The organism is Nonomuraea sp. NPDC003201, assembly GCF_053590415.1.
Map to the genome: position 1 here is coordinate 1 of NZ_JBSFTC010000605.1, position 3262 is coordinate 3262.

Annotated in this window: 4 protein-coding genes; 1 reads left to right on the forward strand and 3 read right to left on the reverse strand. The window is 74.7% G+C overall.

The features are described 5' to 3' along the window. Window positions 1–117: 117 nt before the first annotated feature. Window positions 118–732 carry an NAD-dependent epimerase/dehydratase family protein gene (locus tag ACWDX9_RS61495; protein WP_449973146.1) on the forward strand — a complete coding sequence of 205 codons (615 nt, stop codon included), beginning with the start codon at window positions 118–120 and terminating at the stop codon, window positions 730–732. On the opposite strand, the gene ACWDX9_RS61500 is transcribed toward ACWDX9_RS61495, so the two are convergent. From ACWDX9_RS61500 to ACWDX9_RS61510, 3 genes are all read right to left on the reverse strand, one after another. Beyond that, the gene (locus ACWDX9_RS61500; RefSeq protein WP_449973147.1) at window positions 727–1812 is read right to left on the reverse strand and encodes a VWA domain-containing protein; all 1086 of its coding nucleotides are present in this window, start codon (window positions 1810–1812) and stop codon (window positions 727–729) included. The two genes, ACWDX9_RS61495 and ACWDX9_RS61500, sit on opposite strands and share 6 nt — an antisense overlap. Beyond that, a complete protein-coding gene (locus ACWDX9_RS61505; protein WP_449973148.1) occupies window positions 1813–2775 on the reverse strand; it encodes a VWA domain-containing protein in 963 nt (320 codons plus the stop codon). A gap of 31 nt (window positions 2776–2806) precedes the next feature. Beyond that, on the reverse strand, window positions 2807–3262 hold a 456-nt coding region (locus ACWDX9_RS61510), incomplete at its 5' end, for a DUF58 domain-containing protein (protein WP_449973149.1).

Sequence of the window (3262 nt, forward strand, 5' to 3'; positions counted from 1 at the left end):
TGCCGTTCCTGTCGGACCCGGCATGGGCCACGGTCACCATGATCGGGGTGCTGGTGTGGGCCGGGTTCGGGGTCAACGTGGTGCTCTACCTGGCGCACCGAGGGCTCGGCCGCCGTCGTGGACGCCGCGCTGGCCGCCGGGGTCGGCCGGGTCGTCCAGGAGTCGGTCAGCATGGTCTACCGCGACCAGGGCGCGCGCTGGATCGACGAGGACGCGCCCGTCGATCACTACCCGATGACCCGCGGCAACTTCGCCGCCGAGTCGAGCGCGCACCGCTTCGGCCGGGAGGGCGGCGGCGCGGGCGTGGTGCTGCGGTTCGGCTGGTTCTACGGGCCGGGGGCCGCGCACAGCGAGGAGATGTACGCCCAGGCCCGCCACCACGTCGGCATGGTGCTCGGTCACCCCGACGGTTACGTGTCCTCCATCCATCTGGCCGACGCCGCCGAAGCCGTCGTCGCCGCGCTCGGGGCGCCCGCAGGCACGTACAACGTCGTCGACGACGAGCCGCTGACCAAGCGGGAGTACGCTCACACGCTCGCCCGCGCCGCCGACACCCGCCTGTGGCTCAGCGTCCCCGGCCGCGCCGCCTACCTCTTCGGCCACCGCCTCACCTCGCTGACCCGCTCACTACGGGTCGGCAACGCCCGCTTCCGCGCGGCCACGGGCTGGGCCCCGCGCTACCCCAGCGCCCGCGAGGGCTGGCCGCCCACCGCCGCCGTCCTCACCTCATAACGCCGACGGGGACCGACGAGGCGTATCAGTGGTCCGGGGGCGGTTCCACCAGAGGGACAGGGACAGGGCGGCGGTGATGAGGACGGCGCCGCCGGCGGCGAAGGCGGCGGCCGTGTCGACCCGCTGCTGGATGACGGTGAAGGTGCCGGGGAGGGCGTCGAGGGCGCTCTGGAGCTGGTCGGCGTTCTCGGCGCGGTGGTAGGAGCCGCCGGTGGTCTGGGCGATCTGCTTGAGCGCGGGCTCGTCGATCATGCGGACGTTGCGGCCGCGGTCGAATCCGCCGCGGCCACCGAAGCCGCCGCCCCAGCCGCCGAAGCCGCGGCCGTCGAACTGGGAGTTGTCGCAGACCATCGGGGCCGGGTTCGTGGTGCCGAAGCCGATGGTGAAGACGCGGACGCGGCGCAGGGCCGCCTCCTGCGCGGCGGTCTGCGGGTCGACGCCCTGGGTGTTGGCGCCGTCGGTGAGCACGACGATCGCGGCCCCGGCGTAGCCCGCCCCGCCGCCGCCGGTGGGGTTCGCGCCGGTGGGGGCGACCGACGGGTCGACCTCCGCGATCGCGTCGATCGAGGTGAGCATGGCCTGCCCGATCGCGGTGCCGCGGGACACGGTGAGGCCGTCCAGCGCCTTGATCAGCGAGTCGGTGTCGTCGGTGGGAGGCACGAGCAGCCCCGCGTTGCCCGCGAAGGTGACCAGGCCGATGCGCGGCCCGCCCCGCTGCGACTCGATGAAGTCGGCGGCGGCCTTCCTCGCGGCGGTGATGCGGTTGGGGTCGACGTCCGTGGAACACATGGAGCCGGAGGTGTCGAGCGCGAGCAGGATCGTCGCCGACGTCATCGGCACCGGCACCGACGCCTGCGGTCGCGCGGCCCCGACCGCGAGCAGCGCGAGTCCGGCGATGAAGAGGGCCGCGGGGATCTTCCGGGTCCAGCGCGTACGGCCGGGCAGAGCGCTGCGTACGAGCGCGATCGAGGTGACCCGCACGGCGGCCCGCCGGCGGCGGCGCCCCGCCCACCAGCGGATGGCGAAGATCAGCGGGATGATCAGGACGGACAGCAGCGCCCACGGCCATGAGAACGACATTCAGATCACCCGTCCAGACCGGAGCACGGTGAGCGCCGCTCCGGCGGTGAGCAGCGCGAGGGCGAGCCCGATCAGGGCGCCGGCGAGGGGCAGCGGCTCGTCGGAGACGGTGAGCCGCAGATCGATCGTGTCGGCGACCCCGTCGAGCTGCGCGGTGTCGGAGGCGGGGTGGTAGGCGCCGCCGGTGGCCTGCGCGATCGAGGTGAGGGCGTCCTCGTCCAGCGAGGTCTGCAGCCGGTAGCCGTCGACCTGCACCGTCGCCCCGGCCGTGGTGCCGACCCCGACGGTGTGGATGTGGACGCCCGCCTTCTGGGCCACGGCGGCGGCCTGTTCGACGGCGGGATCGCCGGCCCTGCCCTGGTTCTGGCCGTCGGAGAACATCACGATCGTCGCCGACGGCCAGTAGCCGACGTCGGGCGCGGCGCCGTCGCGGCCGATGGCCACCTGCTTGCCGGTGATCAGCGTCAGCGAGGCCGTGATGGCCGTCCCCAGCGAGGTGCTGCCGGTGATCTTCAGCCGGTCGATGGCCTTGAGCGCGATGGAGTGGTCGGCATCGGGGCGGGCGGTGGTGAGCCCGCCCCGTGCGAACGCGACGACTCCGATGTCGACGCTGTCGGGCTGCGCCGCCACGAACGCGCGGGCCGCCCGCTGCGCTCCCGCCAGCCGGGTGGGCGCGACGTCGTCGGCGCCCATGCTGTTGGAGACGTCGATGGCGAGGATGACGGTGCCCGCGGTCCGCGGCACCGGCACCATGGCCGCCGGTCCGGCGGTGGCGATCGCGAGTACGGCGACGCCGGCGATCGTCAGGCCGCTGCCGAGGTACGCCCGCCGGGCACCCGGTACGGCGACGCCGGCGGCGGCGAGCGCGGACGTCCGGCGGCGCGCCGAGACGACGGCCGCCCAGGCGAGCGCCGCCGTGACGATCAGCCCGACGGCCAGCAGCAGCGGGGAGGACAGGGTCATGAGCCTCCTCCGTGTCCGTTGGCGGCCCCTGTCATGGCGACCGGTCCCGGGTTCGGGCGACGACCTCGACGAGCGCCTCGGCCAGGTCGCGGTCGGTGTCGACGCGGTGTACGGGCACCCCGGCCCGGCGCATGCCCGCCGTGAGCCGGGCGTCGCGGGCGTCGACGGCCTCCCGGAAGCGCACCCGCAACAGCGGGTCGGCGGAGTCGACGACGAGCTGCTCGCCGGTCTCGGCGTCCTCGACCACGATCAGCCCGGCCTCGGGCAGCACGTCGTCGGCCGTGTCCACGATGCGCAGCGCGACGACCTCGTGCCGCCGGGCCAGGCGCTGGAGCGAGCGCTCCCAGTCGCCGTCGCCGATGAAGTCCGACAGCACGACGACGAGCGCGCGGCGGCGCGCGAGCCGTCCGGCCGCATCGAGCATCTCCGCCAGGTCGGTGGTGGTGCCGGCACGCGCCGTTCCGGCGGTGCGTGCCAGCTCGGCGCC

Excerpts from the sequence above, each read along its gene's own strand:
- ACWDX9_RS61500 (WP_449973147.1), bottom strand. The coding sequence starts at position 1,812 with ATGTCGTTCTCATGGCCGTGGGCGCTGCTGTCCGTCCTGATCATCCCG.
- ACWDX9_RS61505 (WP_449973148.1), bottom strand. The coding sequence starts at position 2,775 with ATGACCCTGTCCTCCCCGCTGCTGCTGGCCGTCGGGCTGATCGTCACG.